Source organism: Aquimarina macrocephali (assembly GCF_051627225.1).
Classification (GTDB): Bacteria; Bacteroidota; Bacteroidia; order Flavobacteriales; family Flavobacteriaceae; genus Aquimarina; species Aquimarina macrocephali.
Genome location: NZ_CP151795.1, coordinates 3165168 through 3188737 on the forward strand (window position 1 = coordinate 3165168; position 23570 = coordinate 3188737).

At 31.9% G+C, this 23570-nt stretch carries 21 protein-coding genes; 8 read left to right on the forward strand and 13 right to left on the reverse strand.

Features of this window, described 5'->3' with window-relative positions; all coding sequences use genetic code 11:
• Positions 1–47: 47 nt before the first annotated feature.
• Together AAFU52_RS13645 and AAFU52_RS13650 are read right to left on the reverse strand one after the other, a co-directional pair.
• Entirely contained in the window at positions 48–965 is a 918-nt protein-coding gene (locus AAFU52_RS13645) for a hypothetical protein (RefSeq protein WP_438422303.1), read from the reverse strand.
• 2 nt (positions 966–967) lie between these two features.
• Positions 968–1447: a hypothetical protein gene (locus tag AAFU52_RS13650; RefSeq protein ID WP_438422304.1), complete on the reverse strand. Its 480-nt coding sequence runs from the start codon at positions 1445–1447 to the stop codon at positions 968–970.
• A gap of 709 nt (positions 1448–2156) precedes the next feature.
• Here AAFU52_RS13650 and AAFU52_RS13655 point away from each other — a divergent pair.
• The 5 genes from AAFU52_RS13655 to AAFU52_RS13675 all read left to right on the forward strand — a co-directional run bounded on the left by AAFU52_RS13655 (position 2157) and on the right by AAFU52_RS13675 (position 7838).
• Positions 2157–2474 (forward strand): hypothetical protein, encoded by a 318-nt coding sequence (locus AAFU52_RS13655; protein WP_438422305.1) that lies wholly within the window; start codon positions 2157–2159, stop codon positions 2472–2474.
• A 125-nt stretch (positions 2475–2599) separates the two neighbouring features.
• A complete protein-coding gene (locus AAFU52_RS13660) occupies positions 2600–4273 on the forward strand; it encodes a peptidase domain-containing ABC transporter (RefSeq protein WP_024772541.1) in 1674 nt (557 codons plus the stop codon).
• Positions 4266–5618, forward strand: coding sequence for an HlyD family secretion protein (locus AAFU52_RS13665; protein WP_438422306.1), 1353 nt, complete (start codon positions 4266–4268; stop codon positions 5616–5618). The genes AAFU52_RS13660 and AAFU52_RS13665 overlap by 8 nt, the downstream gene beginning before the upstream one ends.
• Complete coding sequence (locus AAFU52_RS13670) at positions 5619–7031, forward strand: TolC family protein (protein ID WP_438422307.1); 1413 nt, start codon at positions 5619–5621, stop codon at positions 7029–7031.
• 183 nt (positions 7032–7214) lie between these two features.
• Positions 7215–7838, forward strand: coding sequence for a class I SAM-dependent methyltransferase (locus AAFU52_RS13675; protein WP_438422308.1), 624 nt, complete (start codon positions 7215–7217; stop codon positions 7836–7838).
• A 176-nt stretch (positions 7839–8014) separates the two neighbouring features.
• Here AAFU52_RS13675 and AAFU52_RS13680 read toward each other — a convergent pair whose 3' ends face one another.
• From AAFU52_RS13680 to AAFU52_RS13690, 3 genes are read right to left on the reverse strand one after another with little or no spacing between them, the layout of a single operon-like run.
• Positions 8015–8272, reverse strand: a complete 258-nt coding sequence (locus AAFU52_RS13680; protein ID WP_438422309.1) for a hypothetical protein — start codon at positions 8270–8272, stop codon at positions 8015–8017.
• A 16-nt stretch (positions 8273–8288) separates the two neighbouring features.
• Positions 8289–8567: a DUF1360 domain-containing protein gene (locus tag AAFU52_RS13685; RefSeq protein ID WP_024772545.1), complete on the reverse strand. Its 279-nt coding sequence runs from the start codon at positions 8565–8567 to the stop codon at positions 8289–8291.
• Positions 8568–8570: 3 nt separating this feature from the next.
• On the reverse strand, positions 8571–10874 hold the full coding sequence (locus AAFU52_RS13690) for a hypothetical protein (RefSeq protein ID WP_438422310.1): 2304 nt from the start codon (positions 10872–10874) through the stop codon (positions 8571–8573).
• A gap of 629 nt (positions 10875–11503) precedes the next feature.
• Between AAFU52_RS13690 and AAFU52_RS13695 the strand changes: the two genes are divergently transcribed.
• The 3 genes from AAFU52_RS13695 to AAFU52_RS13705 all read left to right on the forward strand — a co-directional run bounded on the left by AAFU52_RS13695 (position 11504) and on the right by AAFU52_RS13705 (position 14658).
• Complete coding sequence (locus AAFU52_RS13695) at positions 11504–12448, forward strand: tryptophan 2,3-dioxygenase family protein (protein ID WP_024772547.1); 945 nt, start codon at positions 11504–11506, stop codon at positions 12446–12448.
• 573 nt (positions 12449–13021) lie between these two features.
• A complete protein-coding gene (locus AAFU52_RS13700) occupies positions 13022–13888 on the forward strand; it encodes a zinc-dependent peptidase (protein ID WP_024772548.1) in 867 nt (288 codons plus the stop codon).
• Between the two features lie 68 nt (positions 13889–13956).
• The gene (locus AAFU52_RS13705; RefSeq protein ID WP_438422311.1) at positions 13957–14658 is read left to right on the forward strand and encodes a Bax inhibitor-1/YccA family protein; all 702 of its coding nucleotides are present in this window, start codon (positions 13957–13959) and stop codon (positions 14656–14658) included.
• A gap of 51 nt (positions 14659–14709) precedes the next feature.
• Here AAFU52_RS13705 and AAFU52_RS13710 read toward each other — a convergent pair whose 3' ends face one another.
• From AAFU52_RS13710 to AAFU52_RS13745, 8 genes are all read right to left on the reverse strand, one after another.
• Positions 14710–15672 carry a YpdA family putative bacillithiol disulfide reductase gene (locus AAFU52_RS13710; protein ID WP_438422312.1) on the reverse strand — a complete coding sequence of 321 codons (963 nt, stop codon included), beginning with the start codon at positions 15670–15672 and terminating at the stop codon, positions 14710–14712.
• A gap of 150 nt (positions 15673–15822) precedes the next feature.
• On the reverse strand, positions 15823–17592 hold the full coding sequence (locus AAFU52_RS13715; RefSeq protein WP_438422313.1) for an FG-GAP-like repeat-containing protein: 1770 nt from the start codon (positions 17590–17592) through the stop codon (positions 15823–15825).
• A gap of 95 nt (positions 17593–17687) precedes the next feature.
• Positions 17688–18818 carry a helix-turn-helix domain-containing protein gene (locus tag AAFU52_RS13720; RefSeq protein WP_438422314.1) on the reverse strand — a complete coding sequence of 377 codons (1131 nt, stop codon included), beginning with the start codon at positions 18816–18818 and terminating at the stop codon, positions 17688–17690.
• A gap of 10 nt (positions 18819–18828) precedes the next feature.
• Positions 18829–19491: a ribulose-phosphate 3-epimerase gene (gene rpe, locus AAFU52_RS13725; RefSeq protein ID WP_438422315.1), complete on the reverse strand. Its 663-nt coding sequence runs from the start codon at positions 19489–19491 to the stop codon at positions 18829–18831.
• A 265-nt stretch (positions 19492–19756) separates the two neighbouring features.
• Positions 19757–20164, reverse strand: a complete 408-nt coding sequence (locus AAFU52_RS13730) for a BLUF domain-containing protein (RefSeq protein WP_051473886.1) — start codon at positions 20162–20164, stop codon at positions 19757–19759.
• A 252-nt stretch (positions 20165–20416) separates the two neighbouring features.
• A complete protein-coding gene (locus tag AAFU52_RS13735) occupies positions 20417–21280 on the reverse strand; it encodes a sigma-70 family RNA polymerase sigma factor (RefSeq protein ID WP_024772554.1) in 864 nt (287 codons plus the stop codon).
• Between the two features lie 255 nt (positions 21281–21535).
• Complete coding sequence (locus AAFU52_RS13740) at positions 21536–23020, reverse strand: hypothetical protein (RefSeq protein ID WP_438422316.1); 1485 nt, start codon at positions 23018–23020, stop codon at positions 21536–21538.
• Positions 23013–23567 (reverse strand): RNA polymerase sigma factor, encoded by a 555-nt coding sequence (locus tag AAFU52_RS13745; protein WP_024772556.1) that lies wholly within the window; start codon positions 23565–23567, stop codon positions 23013–23015. The genes AAFU52_RS13740 and AAFU52_RS13745 overlap by 8 nt, the downstream gene beginning before the upstream one ends.
• Positions 23568–23570 lie beyond the last annotated feature (3 nt).

The window sequence follows — 23570 nt, forward strand, 5'->3', positions numbered from 1 at the left end:
TATTTGATTATATTTTCGATTTTTCAATAAGGATAGAGCATGATTTGCTATAAATTGATTTCCTGAATCAACTCTTCTGAACTCATTTCTTTAAAAATTGCTTTTTCTATCTCTGACATTTCATCTTTATGAAATAAACCATTTGATTTTTCCCACAGTTGTTTTGTTTCAGTAGTTAATTGATAGGCTTCATCTTTATCTTTCTTTAGCAAATAGGTTTTTTCATCTTTTTTATGAATTTCGAGTACCTGCTGATTTCTTAATAAATAGGATGATGAGGTAGTTAGAGGGAGTACTTCTCTTTCTTCATTGTATAATAAGAATTCTTTATTTGAAGAAAGTTTTATTGTTGTTTTCTGAAGAGGCTCAATTTCAAAAACACGTACTTTAGTTTTTAATTCTCCTTGCTTGTTTTGGTAACATTCAACGATTTTTATAGGAGTTTTCTCTGGTGAATGATTTATAACTACAGCGTTCTTTTTTTCTCCTTCTACAATATTGTTCAGTGTTATTCTTTCAACAAAAAAGAAATCATCAACTGCCGTTTTAGAATACTTTATTTCTCCAGAACTGTGTACTTCTGAAATAAGTGTGTATTTGCCTAAAGGTGCATTTTTAGGAATGGTATATGTAAAATAATAGTGTCTTCCGGATTGAATATTCTTGAGTATTTGTATTAATTGTTCTCTTTTACAAGCTCCACTCAAATAATCTGCTAATAACAGTAATGGAACATTTTTATTTAAGTATTTAAGTGATTGTTCTTTCTCTTGTGTTACATCGTTTATGGGGTTTGGTAATCCCAAAACATGTTCTTCAAAAAGCATAGTAACATTTCCGTTAGGGTCTTTGATACCTATTCTAACCCAAGGAAACACATGTACATTTTTTAAGGCAGAGATATTAAAGTTCCAGTGAATAGTAACAGTCTTACCAGGGATAGCTCTTTTTGGAAAAATACTCATGGCTATTTTCTTAACACTTTAAGTTGTTCTTTACTATATTGGTTTGCATACTTCCTAAACCATTTTTCAACCGTTTTTTCTCCTAAATAATCATAGGTTACAGATAGTAAAAACTCTAACTTTTGCAAATACTCTTTTTTAGCTTTTTCTGGGTCTTTCATCATATTTCTTGTACGATCTTCTTTTTCCTTTTTTGAAGCAGGAACATGATGAAAGTAAGTTGTGTTAAAGTATTCCTTACTAAACTCGTGATATTGAGGAGTAAAAAGAATCATATTATGCCACATTTCGTCGATAATTAAAAGATCATCTGGTATAAAAACTCCTGGAATCTGACTTATGAATAAAAACTTGAGTGTTTCGTTAAAAATATCATTTACTTCTTCGGTTTCTATCTGATACATATCATTAAACCTCGAAATAATGTCTTCATTTTTAAACTGAAGAATATTTTCTAATTGTTTTTTGTCTAACCTTTTCATGCTTAAATCTTATTGAAAAACGGTAGTACGATTTATCATACTACCGCAATAGATATCTACAATGTAGATGAACAATGTCCACAGTTACTACAATGTGTACCTCCAACTGGATTAGCTGATTTTTCGGCTAGAATCTGAGAGATTAGCGCTTCTTTTTTAATTTGCATGATTACAATAAATTAAGATTATACCTACTCTGTTTTTTAAGGTTTTCGGCTCGCCCTTTGTTGCAACATTGTTGCAATATATAGGATACACATGTCAGATGCAATGTTGTTGCATTTAAAATAATGTTAAAAAATGACTTTCTTCTGTTCTACAGGGCCTACAAAGTTTTAGTGTAAATCATCAAAACCATAAACTGCTTTATTTGATCAATCAAATGTTGTAAACTCTTTAAGAATTAGGTTCTTAACACGTAAAAAGAGAGCTTTTGATACTGCCAAATTTCTATACGTTCCCAATTAGATTGTTTTATTCTCCAATTTATAAGTATATGGCTATGAGCTTAAAAGATGAATTTTAGCAAGAAAATTGTGAAGATATTTTTTGATGATCAACTAGGAGAATAATTCAATAAATAATAGTTTAACTATTATAAATTATAGTTAAACTTTTTTATTTAATAGTATTACTATTATATCTTTGTTTTAAAATAATTAAAATATCATTGTTCGTTTTACCAAGATCTCATACTAAAAATTATAAAATGAATTTGTATAGGAAGAACATACTAATGTTTTTTAAAAGCCTCCCAATATTGGTAGTATTGTTTGCTATAGTTATTCAACCTCTAGCTCAAACCATAAGTTTTTTTACAGATTCTTCTTATGGATTAGTTCAAGTAGATGACGAAGAAAATGTAGAAAAAGAAGAGCAACAGGAAGATGGGAAAAACGAATTACAGATTTTAAGTGTACATAATCATTCTTTGAAATATGACATAGGACTTTCTACCTATTCATCTCAAAACATGTATGGTAGTTTTTATATAGAAATCCTTATTCCACCACCTGATGTGGCATAAAAAAGACCTCAGTTATTTCATATGTCTTTCCTAATTCTTAAGGAAACATTTCATTCAAATTACATAAAAAAGTAAGGATTAATACATATTGATCCCAAACCATTAACACCCAAATTATAAGTTAAATGGAAAATATAATATCACCCTGGAAGAGGTTTTTAAGCCTTCTTGAACTCGACAAAAAAGATATTCGTCAGATTTTTTACTATGCTATTTTTGCTGGTCTAGTAGCTCTAACCTTACCATTAGGAATACAAGCCATCATAAATCTTATTCAGGGAGCGCAGGTGTCTACCTCCTGGATTGTACTTGTGGTTCTCGTAACAATGGGAGTAGCATTTCAAGGAATTTTACAATTGATGCAAATACGCATTCTAGAAAATATGCAACAAAAGATTTTTACCAGAGCCTCTTTTGAATTTGCATACAGATTCCCTAAAATCAAAATAGAAGAATTGAGTAATTATTATCCACCAGAGTTAGCAAATCGTTTTTTTGATGTACTAACCATTCAAAAAGGGTTATCCAAAATATTGATTGATTTTCCAGCTGCAGTCTTACAAATCATATTTGGTTTAATGTTGCTCTCGTTCTATCATCCATTCTTTATCATTTATGGTTTCTTGCTAGTATTGCTCATTTACATTGTATTTAAGTTCACTGCAAAGAAAGGTCTAGAAACCAGTCTTGTCGAATCTAAAAGTAAATACAAGGTAGCACATTGGATACAAGAAATATCACGTTCCCTTATTAGTTTTAAACTATCTGGTACAACCAGTCTGGCTATGAAACGAAACGATGATCTCACAACAAACTACCTAGAAGCAAGAGAAAATCACTTTAAAGTCTTGATAACCCAGTTTATTCAGCTTATAAGTTTTAAGGTATTAGTGACCGCAGGACTTTTAAGTATAGGTGGTTTATTAGTACTTAACCAGCAAATGAATATAGGACAGTTTGTAGCTGCCGAAATCATCATATTACTAGTGCTCAGTTCTGTAGAAAAATTGATAAAAGGGTTAGAACCTTTCTATGATGTATTGACATCACTCGAAAAAATAGGGCAGGTGGTAGATAAAAAATTAGAAGTTCAAGACGGTGAAGACCCATTTATAAATAATCATGAATTACATATAGAACTCGATGATTTAAAATATATCACACCAGGAGGTCAAGAAGTTTTAAGCAATATTAATTTTAATATAGAGCACAAGGATAGAATACTTTTTGAAGGTGCTTCTGGTTCTGGTAAAACAACGTTATTAAAAATATTATCTGGACTTTTAACACCATCCAAGGGTTCTTTATATGTGAATGATGTCTCTATAAAAGGAGTTTGGCCTAATAAATATCGTTCACATGTAGGACAGGTAATTCCTTCACAGTTACCATTTGAAGGTACTATACTCGAAAACATAACATTTGGGAGAAAAGATGTATCTCAAGAACATTTACATACAGTGCTTAAAGAACTTGGTTTACTTACGTTCATTAAGCAACAACCAAATGGGATAAACACAATACTATATCCTGAAGGGCAACAAATACCATTTACAGTTTCTAAGCGCATTGTTTTGGCCAGAGCCATTATACATAACCCCAAATTACTATTACTTAAAGATCCTTTAGAGCATTTTGAAAAGGAAGAAACAGAACAAATAATCAAATATTTGACCGGGCCAGAAAGACCTTGGATATTAGTTGTTTCTAGTCGAAATGATTACTGGAAAACTCATTGTAATCAGACGATTAAAATTTCAGAAGGAAAAATAACCTCAAAAAATAAGAACAATGCTTAATATCTCTTATAATCAATTAAATAAGAAAGTGTCATTAAAAGGATATACCGCTTTTGCGAAAGCTTTTGCCCCAAGACATAATAAGTACTTTAATCGCTTTTTAGGGGCATTTGCACTTATACTAATCATTGTGCTTTTTCTACCCTGGACTCAAAACGTGAGTGGTAATGGTTATGTTACAACACTTACACCTGATCAGCGGCCTCAAACCATACAATCACCTATTCCTGGTCGTATTGAAAAATGGCACGTAAAAGAAGGTGATTATGTTACCAAAGGTGATACCATTCTCTTTATTTCTGAAATTAAAACTGAGTATCAAGATCCTCGTTTAGTAGAGCGCACTAATCAGCAACGCGAAGCAAAAAGCCGTTCGGTCGTTTCATACCAAGAGAAAGTTAAAACACTAAAAGGGCAGGTGAGGGCCTTAATGAACGAACGCACATTAAAACTTTCTCAAGCTAGAAATAAATTAAAACAAACGCACTTTAAAGTAAAGAGTGATAGTATTGATTTTCAGGCAGCAAAGACTAATCTTGATATTGCTCAAAAACAGTATGATCGTACAGTAACGCTTCAAAACGAAGGCCTTAAGGCTGTAACGGATGTAGAAAAAAAGCACTTGAAATTACAAGAAACCCAAGCAAAACTCATATCACAAGAAAATAAACTACTTGCGAGTCAGAATTCAGTTATGAATGCACAACTAGAAATAAGCCGTATAACGGCAGAGTATTCTAACAAAATTGCAAAGTCAAGAAGTGAACGTTTTACAGCCGAGTCAAATCAATTCGAAGCAGAAGCGCAGGTATCAAAACTAGACAACCAATCCTCTAGTTATAAAATACGTAATGAGATGTATTATATCACTGCTCCACAGAATGGTTATATAAATAAAGCTATAAAAGGAGGTATAGGTGAAACGTTTAAAGAAGGAGAAAAATTGGTAGGTATAATGCCGGCAAACTATGACCTTGCCGTAGAAACTTTTGTAAACCCTATCGATTTACCGTTAATGCATATAGGTGAAAGTGTTCGTGTCCAGTTTGATGGATGGCCTGCTATTTTTTTTAGCGGTTGGCCCAATGCATCTTATGGAACCTATGCAGGAAAAATTGTTGCGATAGAAACCTTTATAAGCGTTAATGGAAAATTTAGAATCCTCATAGCCCCGGATGATACGGAAAATTCATGGCCCGAAAATGTTCGTGTAGGCTCAGGAGCATACACCATTGCTTTATTAGAAGATGTCTCTATTTGGTACGAATTATGGCGACAACTTAATGGTTTTCCTCCTAATTATTACACTCCAGAAGATGGACAAGTTAAAAAAGATAAGAAGTAAATGAAGACACTTTTAAAATATACATTGCTGCTTTTTGTTTTTGTTTATTCTGAAATAGTAACAGCCCAAACCATGCCCGTTTCATTAGAGAATGCACTTTCTTTTGAAGAGTATTTGGGTTATGTAAAAAAGTACCACCCATTAATGAAACAAGCCGAACTTGCATTGAGTGTAGGCGAAGCAAATTTGTTAAAAGCACGTGGTGGATTTGATCCGAAAATTGAAGTAGATTATGATCGAAAGAAATTTAAAAACACAGAATATTACGATCAACTAAATGCTACCTTTAAAATACCTACTTGGTATGGCGTTGAGTTCAAAGCAAATTTTGAAGAGAATACGGGTGAATTTCTGAATCCTGATCACACTGTTCCTGATGGTGGATTGTATAGTGCAGGTGTCTCATTTTCACTAGCCCAAGGTTTTTTGATCAACGAACGTATGGCCTCACTTAAAAAAGCGCGTTTTTTTAGAGAGCAGGCCAAAGCAGATAGAGATTTACTTGTTAATACGCTATTGTTCGAAGCTAGTGTAGCATATTTAGAGTGGTTAAAAGCTACTAATGAAGAGCTTATTTATACAACTTTTCTTAAAAATGCAAATGTGCGTCTTATTGCCATAGAACGTAGTGTTGAAATAGGTGAAAAAGCAGCTATTGACATTACTGAAGCCAGAATTGCATCACAAAACAGGCAACTTAATCTAGAAGCAGCTTCTTTAAAAAGAAGAAAAGCTGCTCTAATAGTTAGCAATTATTTGTGGTTAAATGATATACCAATGGAGATTCGGGAAGAAGTGGTTCCCGTATTGCCAAAACTAAATACTTTAGAAGCTTCACTTTTATTAGAAGGCATCACAGATACTTCGAGATTACTTCGTAATCATCCTAAATTATTAAGCCTTGATGCCAAAATTAATGGGCTCACAGTAGAGCGTTCCTTAAAACTAAATAAATTATTGCCTAAAATAAGTGTTCAGTACAATTTCTTAACATCAAAAATAGATCAGGCACGTACTTTTAATACAGAGAATTATAAAGCATTTGTTAATTTTAGTTTTCCATTATTTTTGCGCAAAGCAAGAGGAGATTTACGGTTGGCTAATTTGAAATTACAAGATGCCAATCTTGAACGTGTATCGACAACGATTACTCTTCAAAATAAAATTGATGCTGTATATGCCGAGATTAATTCGCTTACTAAACAAAATCAATTAGTAAGAAACATAGTCACAGATTATAAAGCATTGGTTAATGCAGAAGAACGTAAATTCTTTTTAGGAGAAAGCTCATTGTTTATTATAAACTCGCGAGAACAAAAATTAATTGATGTACAATTAAAAGAAAATACTTTGCTCATTAAACGACTTATGGCGACAGCTGGCTTGTATAATACTTTGGGAGTATCTATCTAAACAAAAATTGAGTAAGTGACAACAGATTTTAGAAAAAGCATATCAGGTTATTCATCTTAGATATAACTTTATGTAAGTACTGTTAAATTATAATTTTATCCTATTCTATAGATTGCGGCGAGAACTATTTTTGTAGATAAATAATCAATTACAATTGATTAGTAAAATGTAAACCGAATCGATATGAATCAGAAATGGGATAAAAGGTATAAAGGTCAAGAATTTGCTTATGGCAAAGAGCCAAATATGTTTTTTAAAGAATGGCTTTCAAAATTTGAACCGGGATCTATATTGATGCCAGCAGACGGAGAAGGACGTAATGGAGTATTTGCGGCGCAACTAGGGTGGGAAGTGACTTCGTTTGACCTAAGTATAGAAGGGCAGTCAAAAGCAGTACAACTTGCAAAAGAGAACAGTGTTATTCTTGAGTATATTGTTGGAGATTTAGAACAACTCAAGTTTAAAAGAGAAACATTTGATGCTGTCGGACTGGTGTATGCTCATTTTTCTGCCGAAAAGAAATCAGTATTTCACAAGAAATTAAATGACTATCTCAAAGAAGGTGGCATCATTATTTTAGAAGCTTTTAGCAAAAACCATATACATTTTAGAAATCATAATCCTAAAGTTGGAGGTCCTAAGGATATTGATATGCTGTACTCTAAAGAAGAAATAATAGCTGACTTTAAAAATTATGAAATAGTACTATTAGAGGAAGAAGAAGTTCTTTTGGATGAAGGTAAATTTCACATAGGAAAGGGTGCCGTAATTAGATTTGTAGCAAGAAAATTGAGTAAAAACCATTAATACTTATGATTAACTATATATTGTTAAAGCTTTAATTGTTTCTGGATAGTAACAGTTTTTATCAATAAGATGGCTACGGTTACCAGAAAATTCATTTTCAGAAAAGAAAGATAAATTTTAAAAGAATTTTATAAAAATAATTAATTTAGGTATCGATGGTGATATAAGCTAAATCTCTAAACAATGTTTTCTAAAAAAGGCTCTGCCATGGCTGCAGATGTATCTCTGGGATCAATAATGATAATATGCCCATGATATTTAAAATGATATCGAATATGAGTTGATACGCCTCTATAAAACCATGCAGTATTTCCTGTGTATTTAAACTTTGTATTTACGTTCTTCAAAATAGGTGAGGAAGATTTTTCTTTTGACTCTTTTTTGGAACTGAGTTCTCTGGTTAGTTCCAAACGTTTTTGTGAACAACATGACATAGATTTCTTTTTTTAATTATTGTTTTGACGTAGCTTGTTCTAACAAGCAAGCAAGTCCAGATAATGCAAACCAAAGCAAGAGTATTTGACTCCAGCTTTCTCCTTTCCAAATTGCAAAGGGTAAGCTTACCCAAATACTAAGGCAATAAAAACAATCTAATAAGGATCCGAAGAATCCTTGCCCTAACCATTTTCTGATCGTAATTATCATATCAAAGGGGCCATCTTCGGCACTACACAAATGTGTAATTCTCCAGATACAAAGCCCCTTTAGAATAAATATGAACCAATCCATTGGCTATGGAGTTGGTAGATTTATACGCTCCATCAAAATACCTCTGTGAGCTTGGTATAAACTGCTTAACCCACTATTATACCCATTAGTAACTCGCTTACGAGCGGTAAGGTGAAAAGAAAGACGAGTAAAATATTCATCAGCCTTTATCCATCCTCCTTCTGTCAGTGCTGGTTGTATACCCACATTTATTAGTCCTGCATCTGAAAATTCCTGAAGAGTTCCGCTATATCCAGCACAGGCATGAGGCTCGTTTCCAGAAGCATTTCCAGAAGAAAATATAGTATCCCCAGAAACCGTATCAGATAATGGAGGGTTAGGCTCATTAACTCTTAACCCAATCATCGGACCAGGACATCTGCTCATCGTTAAGGCATAAGAATCAACAAATCCATATGGATCATTTGCTCTAAAATTGAAATTGATCTCGGTATTAAGTTCATAATCTTCTAAACGATATAATCCGCAACCTGCATTTACAATTGAGGAATCAGCAAAGGTTAGAGCAGATAAATTAAAATTCAATGGTTTGTTATGAATATACAAGGCAACCATATCTGTGGCATTGGCTACTGGATTACCATTACTGTCATAACCATCTACACGTACATAGAATGTTCCTGGTTTGGTTTCACCTTGTACCTTATCATAAATACTGGTTCTAAGCTGCATGTAGCGACCAATTTTATCTGGCACCCAGTCAATATGATCAACATTCATTTCTCTCTGAATATTCTTGTAGGCGGGTACACTCACGGCAGGACCACCATCAACTTTTAGGAGTTGATTATAAAATGGACCCACATCATCACCGTTATAATTAGGTAAATTACGTTTAGAATAACGAGGGTGCTTGTAATTTTGACTAACAAATACCCAAGGAATGGTTCCTGAACGTTTTATACGAATGGTATACCATTTAATTTTATTTTGTGTGGCTGTCTTACTCACATCATACATGCAACCAGTCATATCTATAGTACCTCCCCAGGCAGCACAATCTATTTTGAAACCTGCCAGACTACTGTTTACCGAAATTTTACCACTTGGTTCTAAATCATTATTAAAACCATTACGGTGTAATTGAGAGGGAAAAAAAGAAGCTGTTGTGTTTTGATTCCCTCCAATGAAAACATTTCCTAAGCTGCCAATCAAGTTTCCGTTAAAACATGCAGACGAAGGTTGTATTTGTGATTTTGGCAAACAAAGGTTTATTCTTTTTTTGTTTGGAATATTATAATAAGGAGCACTTTCATATAAAACATTATTAGGAGCAAGGCTGGTAACTTTTACTATTACATCTGGATACGCAACTACATTAATGTTTTCACCTGGAGCCTGATCACTAGAATCTTCGATCCCAGGGAAACTCATATCGAATGAGAACCTGAAAATATAGTTTCCATTCATATCGGTAATAGTGTCTCCCAACAATCTTCTGTTCCCTTCTCCTGTATACGCATCTCCTGCAAGCTCCGCAGCTGTACGATCATATTCCTCAAAAGTTAATGTGATATTATTTGCGGGTTCTGTATTACATCTAAAATATAATCCCTCAATGGCTTTTACCAATTTTAGATCCTGTACTCTTGATCTATCAACCAAGGAAACTTCTCGTTTTCTAGTGTTGATAAGCTTGTAGTTTGTAGCAGCAAATTCTGAAGCTTTTTCTTCAGCTTTTTTCTTAGACAGCAAATCAGGATTCTCTAACTTTTGATACAGTAATTCGGTTTTTGGGGCAGTAGCCTCTCCTTTTAAGTCGATTACTATGGGTTTAAAAGGAGCAGGGTCTGGTGGAAATGGACCTATATCTTCTGGGATTCTCTCTGGGTATATTTTTTCTATATACTTTTTGATTTTATTATTCTTTAGTGCTTCGAGTAAACCAACATAGGTGTCAATTACAAAAGGCCCTCTCCAACATGGGTTAAATAGACATCTTCCACTATACATAGAAACATGACCATAAATAAGAAAATCATTAATGTTTACTGGTGTAGAACATTCGAGTACCAGGTCGTTAAAATCAGAATCACCTCCGGCATCATTAGATAGAATTTCGAAAGAGTGATTGCCTCCGATAGTTTTTGGAAATTTAATTTTGGTATCAGATTGTTGATACCCTCCTCCCGGGTCGTTTTGTATGGCAATTGCCCATTGATCACCTGTAACATTAACAGTAGTCCCTACGGTTCCTGAGTGAACTCCGTTTCCGGTATCCGCTCCGATGACGACAAATCTTTGGGGATAAGAAGCAGATTTTGCTTTTACCTTTACATTCCAATCCCCTTGCATTGAAATAATCATAATATACTTTTTTAAATTAATATGAATTAATGAAGATTATAAAAATAGAATACAAAGAAATGGTTGTCAAGGTGTGTAAAACCCTTATTTAAAGGTGTTTAGACTGTGTTTTTTAAGTGTGTATACCCCGAATTTATTGAGTGGTAAAACGGTGAGAATTATATATTCAGGTTTTTGTCGATATATTAAAAGTACAGTATCTCATAAAAAATATCATTAATATTTATTAGCAACTTTATATAGATTTATTGATCACTTTATTACCTTTGATTGTTTCTTGGGAAATAATTATTGTTATCAATACGGTAAGTATAGTTTCCTGATTCCTGTTTTAGAAAGAAAATGATGGATTCATAAAAAAATCTATAAAATGAACAAGGCTAAAAATTCTATTTCCAATCGGTCTACCCATCTATTACTTAGTGTTGCAAATTACATTAATATAAAATCTCCTTTTTCATAATAATTTCAATTTGATTACTAATTTATTACCTGCTATTTGAGTTTGAATTTTTTCATAACAATACTCATTTGGTATGATTATCCTTCTTCGAATGATTTTGTAAAGTATAGTAAAAGCAGAATTATATCGAGAGTATATTTAAATCCGTATTATACAGATAAACATTATGACTAGAAAAGAATTATTAGAAGCTATAGATAAAAAATATAATGCAATGGGGCAAGATCCAGATGTACATCTGTCTGGTTTATTGCATGCCGAACCCATGAAATATTGGGATTTTATTCAGGTAGATGCCTTATTAGGGCTACAGACCCAACGAACACAATTGCCTGATGAGATGGTGTTTATTATGTATCATCAAATTAATGAATTATTGTTTAAAATGATTCTTTGGGAAATGAGTCAAATTTCTCATACTGAAAATATAGAGCCTAAAAAATTTGAAATGCACCTTATGCGTGTGAGTAGATATTTTGATATGCTTTCAAACTCATTTGATATCATGGGGGAGGGAATGGAGATTGATCAGTATATGAAGTTTAGAGATACTTTAACCCCTGCAAGTGGATTTCAATCTGGACAATATCGTAAAATAGAGATTGCTTCTACAGAATTAATTAATTTAATCGATTTTAGATATAGAAAAACAATTGATAGAAACACTCCATATGAGTATGCCTTTGATAATATGTATTGGCAAGCGGCCGGTACAGATCATAAAACAGGTGAGAAGAGTAAATTGATGATCAATTTTGAAACAAAGTATAAAAAGGAATTGATCGAATGGATGAAAGAATATAATACAGTTAATTTATGGACAAAGTTTAAAGAACTTCCCGAAGAATATCAGAAAAATACTGAGTTAATTAATGCTATGCGTCACTATGATCACACAGTAAACATTAATTGGGTAATGCATCATTATGATGCAGCAGCAAAATATTTGGATCACGGAAAAGTAAATGTGGAAGCAACCGGAGGTAGTGATTGGCATAAATACATGCATCCAAAATATCAAAAGCGCATATTTTTTCCAGAATTATGGAACAAAGAAGAGCTTGAGAATTGGGGAATCACCAATCTAGAAGGATATGAGAAGATTTCATAACTTCATTTTAGCTATGTATAGTTATTGATATAATGTCTGGTAACTTATAACAGGAACTTAATTGGTATTAAGTTCCTGTAGTTCCATTTCGGTAACTTTTAAGAGCTTTTTTAATTTTCTTTTTGTGAATCTACAATTAGAATTTGATATATCTTCTTTAGTACGATACATTAGAGATTCACAATATTTAATTCGATTAGAAATAGGGAGTTTTGAGATAACATTTTTATATAGTTGATCTAAGTTCCTTAATGAGTCTGGGGGATTCCTCTTAAATGAAAACATTATTGGCTGTAATTTTAGTAGTGTTAGGTATGGTGGCTTTAAAAATAAACACCAACTGCCAATGAGTATCAAATTTCATTCCCAAATCTATACAGAATAGTTAAATTTCTGATAAGAATAAATTTATAGATGTTTGCTGTGTTTAATGTACTAGCTTATATGATAAGGTTGAAATATAAGATGGTGGTAGTGTGTAAAATAGCATTGATTAATGTTAAATTGTTATTTTAATACCATTTCTGCTTCTAAAACGTTATTTTTAGTAACCTTAACCTACATTATCTTTTTTTGAATCTTTATATAGCATCTTTAGTATTGTTTGAAGAAGAAACTTCTAATACATTACTCCAAAACATACTTGGAGTATTTGTTACTGTTGGAATTGTTTCGATATGTATATACTATGTTTTGCGATATTTAGAATCAATTTATGTAAAGTATAAGAAAAGACCTTATTTTATTCATTTTTACCTTACTCCGAAGAAATTACCATCTCATTTACAGGCATTTCTGGATGAGAATGATTTTTATACTACTCTTGATAAAAGAAGAAAGCGATATTTTGCACATAGAACAGTCAGGTTTCTTGAAGATACTCGTTTTGTAGGAAGAGAAGGATTAGCTATTGATGATTTTATGCGTATGCAAGTAACCATCATGGTTACACAGCTTACCTTTGGGATGCGTCACTATCTTTTAGAATATTTAGAAACCATAGTTTTATATCCAACATCATTCTATTCAATTTTAAATAAAACAGAAAACATAGGAGAGTTTAATCCTATATCTAGAGCATTGGCTTTATCCTGGAAAGATTTTCAGAAAGGAAATTTGCACATGGATAAAGGAAAAAGTTTGGGTGTTCATGAAATAACACATGCGATTCATCATAACTCTATAAAAAACAACAATATTAGCTGTGAAATTTTTTATGACACTTTTTTATTATTAGAAAAGCATCTTGGTGCTGAAGAAATAAGGAAAAAGATAGTAGATTCTAAGATATTGAGGGATTATGCATATACCGATAAATTTGAATTTATTGCAGTTCTGGTTGAAGTTTTTATGGAGTCACCAAAGGAGTTAAAAAAACAATTTCCTGAGATATATTATTATGTAGTACAGATGTTCAATTTTAGATATTTTGAGGATTAATTATGATACCATTCTCAAGAAACGATTATATTTATAGCCATCAATAATTTTAATTTATTATATCATATATGGAAGAATTTCAGCAAATACTACCTGTTAGTTCGCTTACCGATGAAAAAAGGGTTGCGTTTTATAAAAAGACCTATACCCATCTTGCTATGGCTGTTCTACTTTTTGTAATCGTAGAATGGATATTTTTTCAAATAGAACCTATTGTAAATTTTGCATTTTCTATGACACAAGGATGGAGATGGCTTATTATGCTGGGCGGTTTTATGCTGGTGACAAATTATGCAGAGAAAATGGCATTAAAGAATCATAATATCAATCAACAATATTTAGGATTGTTATTATTTGTAGTAGCAGAAGCTTTTATCTTTATTCCACTTATTAGGATTGCTATGATGATTGCAGAAAGCGGAGGCGCTAATATTCTTAATCAGGCAGCAATTTTGACTCTATCATTATTTACAGGGCTTTCGGCTGTTGTTTTAATTACCAAAAAAGATTTTTCGTTTTTGAAATCTATACTGGCAATTGGATTTTTTATTGCGATAGGACTTATTGCAGCAGGTTTACTATTCGGATTTAATCTTGGCCTTTGGTTTAGTGTAGGGATGGTAATTCTGGCTTCTGGGTCAATTCTATATCAAACCTCTAACATGGTACATAAATATTCTGAAGACCAATACGTAGGAGCATCATTGGGGTTATTTGCTTCTTTGATGTTATTGTTTTGGTACATATTAAGTATTCTCTCTAGAGATTAAACGACAATTACTATAAAATTAAAGCCAGACTTAGTCTGGCTTTTTTTGTAGCTATTTTTCTGTAATTGATTTTAATATTGTTTTGGCATGAATTCTTGAGTTCTCGATAAACCAAATATGAGTATCCATACCACCACATATTACTCCGGCCAAATAAAGATTTTTGATATTAGTTTCCATTGTTTCTTCGTTATATTGAGGATATAATTTTGCATCGTTAGAAAGTTGGATTCCTATCTTTTGCAGAAATTCAAAATTTGGTTTATAACCAGTTAGGGCCAATACGAAATCATTTTGAATACTAAATTCTCCTTGTGGTGTTTGGATATCGATTTTTTTTGGTAATATTTCTTTTATAGTAACATTGTAGAAAACTTTAATGCTACCTTCTTCAATACGATTTATAATATCTGGTCTTACCCAATATTTTACACGTTTTCCAATTTCTGGTCCGCGAACCAACATTGTTACTTCTGCACCTTTTCTATAACATTCTAAAGCTGCGTCTACTGCAGAATTACTTGCACCAATAACAGCTAATTTTTGTTTAGCAAAAAAATGTGGATCTTTATAGTAATGGGAAACTTTAGGTAAATCTTCTCCAGCAACATCCATAGTATTTGGAAGATCATAAAACCCGGTAGCAATGATTACATAAGAAGAAGTATATTGCTCTTTATCGGTTTTGATATAAAAAGTATCTTGTTTTTTGAGAACTGTATTAACTTTTTCAAACAGATTAATATTTAAATCGTTAGAAGTTACAATCCTACGGTAATATTCAAGAGCTTCATTACGCTTTGGTTTAGCTTCATTACTGATAAATGGGATATTATCAATTTCAAGTTTTTCTGAAGACGAGAAAAACTGCATATTAAGAGGGTAATTATATAAGGAATTGGTGATGGTTCCTTTTTCAATAATACAATAATCAAGTCCTTTTTTCTTTGCTTCGAGACCACAAGCTATACCAATAGGTCCACCGCCAACAATTATCAAATCTATATGTTTCATTAAAAAATCATATTGACAAGGCTCTAATTCTAGCTTTTAGAGTAATACCTTATTCTTACTCTTGTAAAACTAATGATTTTTGTAATTTCTAATGCAAAAAAAGGTGAGCTTCTGTTATGAGACTCACCTTTTTTAAGGAGCGGGTAAGTACTATTTAATAACTAATTTTTTCACAACTGTTTTTTGTCCCATTACAATATTTAAAAAATAATTTCCCGGCGATAAAGAAGCAGTGTTTAGTATAATATCCTGATTGATACTAAAATTGGTTTCCGAAATTTTTAACCCTGAGGCATCTACTATTTTAACCGTAATCGGAATGCTTGTTTCTAAATTATCAATTTTGACTTTTACTATGTTTTTAGAAGGATTTGGATACACGATTACTTTAGAAGTATCGTCGTTTCTCTTTTTAATAGGCGGGTCAATTGGTTTTTTTTTACCTTCTTCTATAGTGTAAAATTTATTGACTCTTAGTTTTAAAAAAGTATCTATATTTCCAGAAGGCCAATACACAATGAGTTTCTCAATTTTTGGAGCTTTACCAAGTCCAAAATGAGCTCGCAAACTGTTTTGTCCCATAAATGCATTTGAGGCAGAGATTTCTCTTTTTTGAGTAACCAATTTCCCTTTTATTTTGGTGATCAATTCTAATCTGGCGCCTAGTGCGGCTTTATTTGATGGGTTGCCAATGAGTTTTATATTTACAAAATGATTTTTTACTGCTAAATCATTTCTAAAAAGACCCTTTACACCTTGACCAACAACAAAGAAATCCAAATCACCATCGTTATCGTAATCTCCGATAGTTGCCCCGGTAGAGTTTCCAGAGGTGGCTGTATTAATAAGATTAGAACTGTTTTCTGTAAAAGTCCCATCTCCATTATTGACAAAATACCCACTACCAATTGCACTAGAAGCTGTAATGATGACGTCTAAATCACCATCATTATCAAAATCTCCCCAAGCATTGGATAAGTTTTGATTGTTACTGGCGGTAAATGGGGTATTGGTACTTTGGTAAGCACCAGAATTATTAATATAAAACTTGTTTTTGATTCCAGAATAATTGGTAAGGCAAATATCAAGATCACCATCATTATCATAATCAATTGCATTATAACATTGTCCATCTTGTGGATCTTCTGCAAATGAAAGGTCGGTATTGGTTAATTTTATAAATCCTTCGCTTCCGGTTTCGACTTGTAGATTTTTAAATAAAAAATCGTGTTTGATTCCTGTTGGACCGGCAGCAGGACCACTGGCAATAAATAAATCGGTATCTCCATCTTCGTCGTAATCAGTCCAATTAGATACAGTGTAGGCTGCTTTTTCTGTAAGAAAGTCGTAGGGTTCTGTTACTTCGGTAAATGTGCCATCACTATTTCCCCGGTACAAACGATTAGGAAATCGATTTGATCCAAGAAATAAGTCGGCGAATGTAAGAATAAAATCAACATAGCTATCATTGTTATAATCACACCATTGTACACTCCAGGTTGCCGAATTGATTGTGTTTAGAATTGTATTCGTTTCGGTAAATTGGCCAGTGCCGTCATTAGCATAAATCCTGGTTTGCAAGGTAGACGGTGCAGTAAATCGCGAATAAATTAAATCCAGATCTCCGTCATTTTCATAGTCTGCCCAGCTGCAGCTGTTTAGTGATGTAGCAACAGGTATTGTTGTACTACCTTCTGCAATTTTAAAATTTCCGTTTCCAAGATTTTTGTATATAGTCCCGGCATAGAATAAATCCAAATTACTATCATTATCAATATCTGTCCATCCTGTACCAAAATAGGTCCCTCGAATAGTTGAATCAGATACTATAGGATTAATACTGTCTTTGATAAGTGTAAATTTTTGTGCAAAAGTGATACTAGTAAAACTGTAAAAAATGAATAAAAATAAAGTTCTCATAAGCTCAAGATTTTTAAGAGTTATAAGATTAAAGTTCACTAAAACAAGAAGAGGATAGGTTTAGAATTATAATTTTTAACCTTTTTAATTCGAATCTAATTATTCTGAACTTCCATTTTTTTTCTTTTGTACTCAGATGGGGTACAATTGAACTTATTTTTAAAGGCAGTGTTAAAAGTAGCTTTGTTATTAAACCCAACATCAAAATAAATCGTTTTAATACTAGCTTTAGAATTTTCTAGAAGTAGTTTTTTTGCTTCTTCCAATCTATATTCATTTATAAACTGATTAAAATTCTTTTTAGATTTTTCGTTTATAAGCTTTGAGAGTATATGGCTAGAAAAACCAATATTATCTGCTAATTGAACCAAACGTAAATCATTGTTTAAATAGGGTTTATTTGTTTTAATATATGATAATAGCGTATCATAGAACTCATCTTTAGTGGATTCGGTTAGCTCTTGATGAGTTTCTCCTTTTAAAAATAGATTAGATAATAATTCTCCGTTAAAGATAGAAGGTTCTTTATATACCATATAACCAATACCATAAATAGCTATAGACATTGAAAAAGAAATTGCATAATCCCAATGAATGTTGAAAAATGAGAATTTAACCAATACATAATAACTTATATAGGCTATAATAAAGGCTAAGAATAAATTGATGAGGAAAGTTGACCATTTTTTTCTGATAATCTCATATTGAGACTTTTTATCATTTTTATGAAAAGAGATGAAATCTTTTATTATGATTACATAAATTATTAGCGATAACGCTACCAACCAGGGAGAGCGAAGTGACCAAAAAAGATAAAATAGAAAATCATCTTTATATTCTTTGAGGTTTTGAAAACCTTCTGATACAATAAGAAAATATCCATTAATAATAAATGATAGTATCGCTGGGGCAAAGTGATACCATCTTATTTTGAAATTTTTACTGTAAAATCTTGTAATATAAATATACAGCAGAGGTCCAAACGCGAGATACCAACTAGAGTCAAAAAAATAAAAATAAGGATATAGAGACCCGTAGTTAGTCCAGAAAAACACGTATTGAAGTAGAATAAAAGAAAATCCTAAAATAAGTAAAACAACAGGAAGATTGTTCATTCTTCCTGTTTTACGAATACTTAGAATAATACTTAAAAAGAACCCTAGTGAACTTACGATTAGGAAAATTGATGTCCAGGTATCAAAAGACGGAATAGGGTTCTGCTCCATTTTTTATTGACTAAGTGTTTATAATCTCCTTCAATTCTTTAATGGTTTGGTTTGGGTTAGTACTTTTAAAAACGAAACTTCCGGCAACCAATACATCTGCTCCGGCATCTATAAGTTGTTTAGCATTTTTATTGGTTACACCTCCATCAATTTCAATTAACGTGCTTGCATTATTTTTCACAATAATCTCACGAAGTTGTTTCACCTTTTTATAAGTGTTTTCTATAAATGATTGACCGCCAAATCCAGGGTTTACACTCATTATACATACCAGGTCTATATCATTAATAACATCTTCTAATAAGCTTACATTGGTATGTGGGTTTATAGCAACGCCAGCTTTCATTCCTTCGGCTTTAATAGCTTGCAATGTTCTGTGAAGATGTGTACAAGCTTCATAATGTACAGTAAGAATATTACTTCCCAGATCAGCAAAAGTTTTAATATATCGATCTGGATCAACAATCATAAGGTGTACATCAATTGTTTTAGTTGCATGTTTTACGATATCTCGTAAAACTGGCATTCCAAAAGAAATATTAGGAACAAAAACACCGTCCATAATATCTATATGAAACCAGTCTGCTTCACTTTTGTTAATCATTTCTACATCGCGTTGCAAATTAGCAAAATCTGCAGCTAATACTGAAGGGGCTATACGTTTTGAAGCCATAAATCTGTGTTGTTTCCCGCAAAAGTACTATTTAATACTATTTATCCTTTGAATTTGCTATAATAAAATGCTCTTTTTTCGGCCTTGTTTCAGAATAAGAAAAAATGGTAAGCCCGCTATGCTTGATAGCCAGTCGAACCGAAGGCGAGTTTTTTCTATTTATTAGAGTAAAAAAAACTGATTTTTCTGTTCTAGTAAATTTAAAAAGATAAATAGTATAAGTTTTATATTGGAGAGTGTTTTGTTTTTAAAATCTATGATGCTCTTAATTAAATTTCATGAATTTTTGAGCTAGGTAGGAAATACTTTTATAATGTTCAGGGTTATTTTCTTGTTCTTTTTTTAAGAATTGATGTAATTCACTTTGATTGTAATGATCGGATATTACAGTGAAAGAAGAACGAGATTCTGAAAAAGAAGAACCCATTATTTCTTTATCCAGCATCTTAATAATATTATGGTGTCGATAATCTTTTCTTATTTTTTCGAACATCATTTTAACGACTTGTTCTTCACCTTCGAGAATTTGAAAAAAATTTCCTTCAGAATATATTAATATTCCCATAAGGCCAATTGTATTATTGTTAAGTCTAATATAATCCATAAGCTCTGTCATATCAGAATTTGATATGTTTGGATTTACCGTGCTAACATAGCTTATTATATATCTCATAATGAACAATATATTAAGAAGGGGGGGTAGCTACTTAAAGATACGAATTTTGAGATACTTTTGCCAAAATATTGGGGGTTCTGTAAGGGAAATTCTTCATTTTTAGATCTAAAAATGAATTTTTTACGGGTTACCGTAAGATTTTTACGGATTACCGTAAGAAAAAACCTCCGGTAATCAGCCGGAGGTCATTCATCAATCAAAAAACGAACAGTTATGTTATAAAACTGTTTGTAACCGCAATTTAGGAATTTATCCTAAATAAGTCTTTAATATTTTACTTCTAGATGTATGTTTTAATCTTCGAATTGCTTTTTCTTTGATTTGACGCACACGTTCACGTGTAAGATCAAAAGTTTCTCCAATTTCTTCAAGAGTCATTGGATGTTGATCTCCAAGACCAAAATATAATCGTATTACATCTGCTTCTCTAGGAGTAAGCGTTTCTAGAGCACGTTCTATTTCTGTACGAAGAGACTCATGCAATAGTGTTCTATCAGGGTTTGGTGACTCTCCAGAGTTTAATACATCATAAAGGTTAGAATCTTCTCCTTCAACAAGTGGAGCATCCATACTTACATGGCGCCCAGAGTTCTTCATTGATTCTTTAACATCATTGATGGTCATGTCTAATTCTTTTGCAATTTCTTCGGCACTTGGTGGGCGCTCATGTGATTGCTCTAAGAATGCATATGTTTTATTGATCTTATTGATCGAACCAATTTTATTTAATGGTAGACGAACAATACGAGATTGTTCTGCTAAAGCTTGTAGAATAGATTGACGAATCCACCATACGGCATAGGATATAAATTTAAATCCACGAGTTTCATCGAAACGTTTTGCAGCTTTAATTAGTCCAAGGTTACCTTCGTTAATTAAATCCGGAAGAGTAAGACCTTGATTTTGATATTGTTTTGCAACCGATACTACGAATCTAAGGTTAGCCTTTGTTAGTTTTTCAAGAGCTCTCTCATCACCAGCTTTTATACGCTGAGCTAATTCCACCTCTTCATCTGCAGTAATAAGGTCTACTTTTCCTATTTCTTGCAAATACTTATCTAGCGATGCAGTCTCACGATTCGTTACCTGCTTCGTAATTTTAAGTTGTCTCATCTATAGTTCTCCTTGAAATTTAATTTTGTGAATATTTAGGGCCTTTTACTTATTATACGTAATATGCTATAGAAATGTTACAAAAAGATTGTTTTTTTTATAGAAAACAATCTTTTGAATAGCTTGTTGTACCTTACCAATTGCGGATATAAGGGAGTTTGGTTATTTTTTATAAAAATATTTTTTTTTGAAAAAAGATTTAAAAAATAATGAATTTTATAAAGAATGTAGAAAACAATGCTGTAGAAACATTATTTAGAACTCATAAGAAACTCCTGTTTGAATTGTAAAGTACAAAGGTCGATAACTTTCAGAATTTTGACTAGCATTTTTTAATTGATACTTAAGTAAGGGCTCAACATTCAAAAACACTTTTTTTGATAGCTTATATCGAAGATTTGTTCCAATGTTAATACTGAAATTTGTTTTCAAAATATTAGTATTGCTTCCTAACTTAAAATTGTTAGATGCAGTATTTATGGCAATATTATTTTCATCTAGAAACAGAAAACTTAATTCTCCTATTAGTGAAGTGCTAATCTGATTATCTAAGATTTGATATTGTAACCCAAATGAAATTTCGTTGTAAATTGTCTTTTGTATTACATCTACTTTTTCAGAATTTCCTATAATATCATTAATGGGTGAGATTATTCCCAAATCATTAAGTATAATAGGTAGTTGATCAGTTTGGATGTTTTTTATTTTGTTGCTTAACTTTAGTCGGTTATATCCAACCCTTAGTGCTATTTTGTCTGTATAATATGATTTAAAGAGAACACCATAGCTCAAACTTATTCTACCACGATTTGTGTTTTTTGCCAGATGGTTGCTTATCAAAGACCCATTAGGGGCGATAGTATATGTTGGGATGACCTGCGCTCCTATGCTAAATTTTTGAAATGGTTTTTTCTTTATAGGATTCATATATACTAATGTATCCTTATTCTTACGGTTAGTGATAGTGGTATTCTTTTTGGATGTTATTAAAGTTTTTAGAGAATCATCTTTACGTTCTTTATGCTTTTCATTTTTAGATGCTCTGTTGCGATTGTGATTTAAAACTTGATCTGCTTTATTTTTTGTTTGGCTTGTAGTTACGGTTGAAGATATTGAGGTTCCTTCATTTATAGGGTTCGTTTTTGTACTAGAAATAGAAGTGTTTGGTTTATTTTTTATTTCTTCGATACCTCTATTGGTTCCTTTTTTTGCGCTGGATGCCTGTTGATTAGTTTTGTGAGTAGGAAGCGGCATTTTATTTGTTGTTATTAAAAGACTAGAATTCGAAACATTTTTATTTGATGATAAACCAATACCATTATTAGTTTCACTATATAGTAAAGACCAATTGTTTTCTACCTTATTTGTATATAGATCATTGATATCAGGTTTTGATTTGGGTGACATAGATACTGTTGTTATATCTTCATTGCCTGATATTTGTAGTTTGTTGTTTTCTAGATCTATTTCTTCGCAATTTTCTGGAGCTACTGGTCTTTTTGTTTTAGTATTAATTGGGTTTTCTGTGATACTATTATAGTTATATGTATTAGCAGCAAAAAGTATTAATAACAAAAGAAATATAAGTACACCTACTACTTTTGCCCAATAAAAAAGCGTGTTATCTTCTTTTTTGGGTAATTTAGGTTCGATATCTTCCCAGGATAAATTACTAGGTGATTGATTAAAGCCTTTAAGTTTTTCTTTAAAAGCTTTTCCTATGTCTTTTGGGTCAGCCATTACTTATTGCAATTTTTTTTAAATAATTGTTACTAGATGTTATTTTGGTTTTCAGTATAACTTTTGCTCTATGTAGGTTTGATTTTGAGGTCCCTTCAGAAATATGTAACATTTTGGCTATTTCTTTATGAGAATACTCATCTAGTTCATATAAGTTAAAAACCAATCTATATCTGTCGGGTAATTCCTGTATGTGTTTTAGTAATTCATCTAATGAAAGGTTTAATGTTTCAGGATCAATTTTGGTATCTGCGATATTCTCTTCATTGATATTTATATCAGTAAAAGATGTTTTTTTATATTTATCGATAGCTTTATTAATCGTTATCCTTTTCATCCAACCTTCAAAAGAACCTTTAAAATTATATTGATTTATCTTTTTAAAAATTGTAATAAAGGAGTCTTGTAAATTATCTTCTGCTTCATCATAATTTTTGCAATACTTAAGACTCAAAGCAAATAGTATATCCCTATAAAGGTGAAACAATTCACTTTGTGCTTTCCTGTTGTTTTTTTGGCACTTCTTAATTAGCTTTCTTGTGTCCAATTG